This is a genomic window from Streptomyces sp. UH6 (assembly GCF_013421635.1).
GTDB lineage: Bacteria > Actinomycetota > Actinomycetes > Streptomycetales > Streptomycetaceae > Streptomyces > Streptomyces abyssomicinicus.
Genome location: NZ_JACADT010000755.1, coordinates 1 through 2,804, shown reverse-complemented (window position 1 = coordinate 2,804; position 2,804 = coordinate 1). Strand labels below are relative to the sequence as shown.

At 74.2% G+C, this 2,804-nt stretch carries 3 protein-coding genes; all 3 read left to right on the top strand.

Annotated features, from left to right (window positions below; all coding sequences use genetic code 11):
- Nucleotides 1-818: lipase family protein (locus HW445_RS25355; protein ID WP_218957379.1), on the top strand; the 818-nt coding region annotated here is incomplete at its 5' end.
- 132 nt (nt 819-950) lie between these two features.
- Nucleotides 951-2,114, top strand: coding sequence for an exonuclease SbcCD subunit D (locus HW445_RS25350; protein ID WP_180223236.1), 1,164 nt, complete (start codon nt 951-953; stop codon nt 2,112-2,114).
- On the top strand, nt 2,111-2,804 hold a 694-nt coding region (locus tag HW445_RS25345), incomplete at its 3' end, for an AAA family ATPase (RefSeq protein WP_180223235.1). The genes HW445_RS25350 and HW445_RS25345, both read left to right, overlap by 4 nt.

The following is a 2,804-nucleotide window of genomic DNA, read 5'->3' as shown; positions in this document are numbered from 1 at the left end:
ACTACGTCGGCCTGGGCGCCACCGACCGGCTGCACACCTACGTCAACCGCGTCGACGGCGGGCACGCCGTGCTGGACGCGGTCCGGGCCGCCCGGTCGCTGCCGGGGACGTCGCTGCGCCCCGAGTCGCGGGTCGGTCTCTACGGCTACAGCCAGGGCGGCGGCGCCACCGCGGCCGCGGCCGAGCTGGCGGCGGCCTACGCCCCGGACGTCCAGCTGGCCGGGACGTACTCCGGCGCGCCGCCCGCCGACCTGACCGAGACGATCAAGGGCATCGACGGCAGCGCCCTGACCGGGGCCCTGGGCTGGTCGCTCAACGGATTCCTCCAGGCCGAACCCGACCTGCGGCCCATCGCCGACGCCCACCTCAACGACAAGGGCCGGGCCGCGCTGGAGGAGCTGTCGGGCATGTGCATCGGCGACTCGCTCCTCGCCTACGGGTTCCGGCGAAGCAGCTCCTGGACGACGGACGGCAGGTCCCTCTCGCAGATCGTGGAGAGCGAGCCGCGCATCCAGGAGGTGCTGGACGACCAGCGCATCGGCAACCTCAAGCCCTCCGGGCCGGTGCGGGTGGCCACCGGGGTCCAGGACGACATCGTGCCGCACCGGCAGTCGCGGCAGATGGCGGTCGACTGGTGCCGCAAGGGCGCGAACGTCACCTACGAGGCGATCGTGCTGCCGAACCTCGGCGACAAGATCGTCACCAACCACATGGTGCCGCTCCTCACCGACCAGGGCGCGGCCATCGACTGGCTGAAGGACCGGCTGGAGGGCAGGTCCGCGGTCTCCAACTGCTGGAGCATGCCGCTCCAGCCCTGACCGGCCGTCGGGCTCCCTCCGCGCACGGGCGGGGGCGGCGCATGAGGCCGCCCTCGCCCACAAGTCGGGGCGATCCGGACAAAATTCGGCTCATGGCGTCGCTGTCGGTGGCCACCGTTAAGGTGGGTGGGCATGAGGCTGCTGCACACGTCGGACTGGCACCTGGGCCGGTCGTTCCACCGGGTGAACATGCTCGGGGCCCAGGCCGCGTTCGTCGACCACCTGCTCGTCGCCGTGCGTGAGCACCGGGTCGACGCCGTGGTGGTGTCGGGCGACGTGTACGACCGGGCGGTGCCGCCACTGGCCGCCGTGGAACTGTTCGACGACGCCCTGCACCGGCTCGCCGGCCTCGGCGTGCCGACGGTCATGATCTCCGGCAACCACGACTCGGCCCGCCGGCTCGGCGTCGGCGCCGGGCTGATCGGGCGGGCCGGGATCCACCTGCGCACCGACGCCGCCTCGGCCGGCACCCCGGTGGTCCTCGCCGACGCCTTCGGCGAGGTCGCCTTCTACGGCCTGCCCTACCTCGAACCCGCCCTGGTCAAGGACGAGTTCGGCGTCGACAAGGCGGCCCACGAGGCGGTGCTCGGCGCCGCCATGGACCGGGTGCGGGCCGACCTCGCGGCGCGTCCCGCCGGCACCCGCTCGGTGGTGCTCGCCCACGCCTTCGTCACCGGAGGCCGGGGCAGCGACAGCGAGCGCGACATCACCGTCGGCGGCGTCGCCTCGGTGCCCGCCGCCGTCTTCGACGGCGTCGACTACGTCGCCCTCGGCCACCTGCACGGCTGCCAGACCATCACCGAGCGCGTCCGCTACAGCGGCTCCCCGCTGCCCTACTCCTTCTCCGAGGCCGACCACCGCAAGACCATGTGGCTGGTGGACCTCGACGCCCGGGGCGGTGTGGCCGCCGAGCGGATCGACTGCCCGGTGCCCCGCGCGCTGGCCCGGATACGCGGCCCGCTGGAACAGCTCCTCGCCGACCCGCACCTCACCCGGCACGAGGACGCCTGGGTCGAGGCCACCCTCACCGACCCGGTGCGGCCGGCCGACCCCATGGCCCGGCTCTGCGAACGGTTCCCGCACACCCTCAGCCTCACCTTCGACCCCGGGCGGACCCCCGGCGAGCCGGGCGTCTCCTACGCGCGCCGTCTCGCCGGACGCGACGACCAGCAGGTCGCGGAGGACTTCGTGGCCCACGTCCGGGGCGCCGCGCCCGACGAGGGAGAGCGCGCCGTGCTCCGCGAGGCCTTCGACGCCGTGCGCGCCGACGCCTTCGCCAAGGAGGCCGCCCGATGAGGCTGCACCGGCTCGAGATGACGGCCTTCGGCCCGTTCGGCTCCACCCAGAGCGTCGACTTCGACGAACTGGCCGGGGCCGGCCTCTTCCTCCTGCACGGTCCCACCGGCGCGGGCAAGACCTCCGTGCTGGACGCCGTCTGCTACGCGCTCTACGGCAAGGTGCCCGGCGCCCGCGAGAGCGGACACAGCGGCGGCCAGGGCTCCGCCCTGCGCAGCGACCACGCCGACCCCGCCGTCAGCACCAGGGTCACCCTGGAGCTGACCGTCGCCGGCCGCCGCCTGGAGGTCACCCGGCAGCCCGCCCGGCTCCGCCCCAAGAAGCGCGGCACCGGAACGACCCCCGAGAAGGCCCAGAGCCTGCTGCGCGAGTACGACCCCGCCGCCGGCGTCTGGAAGAGCACCGGCAGCCGCTCCCACCAGGAGATCGGCGAGGAGATCACCCAGCTCCTCGGCATGAGCCGGGACCAGTTCTGCCAGGTGGTGCTGCTCCCGCAGGGTGACTTCGCCCGGTTCCTGCGCGCCGACGCCGAGGCCCGCGGCAAGCTGCTCGGCCGGCTCTTCGCCACCGAGCGGTTCGGCGAGGTCGAGAAGCGCCTCGCCGAGCGCCGCCGCGCCACCGAGGCGCAGGTGAAGGAGGCCGACACCGACCTCCTCAACCGCGCCCACCGCATGCGGCAGGCCGCCGGCG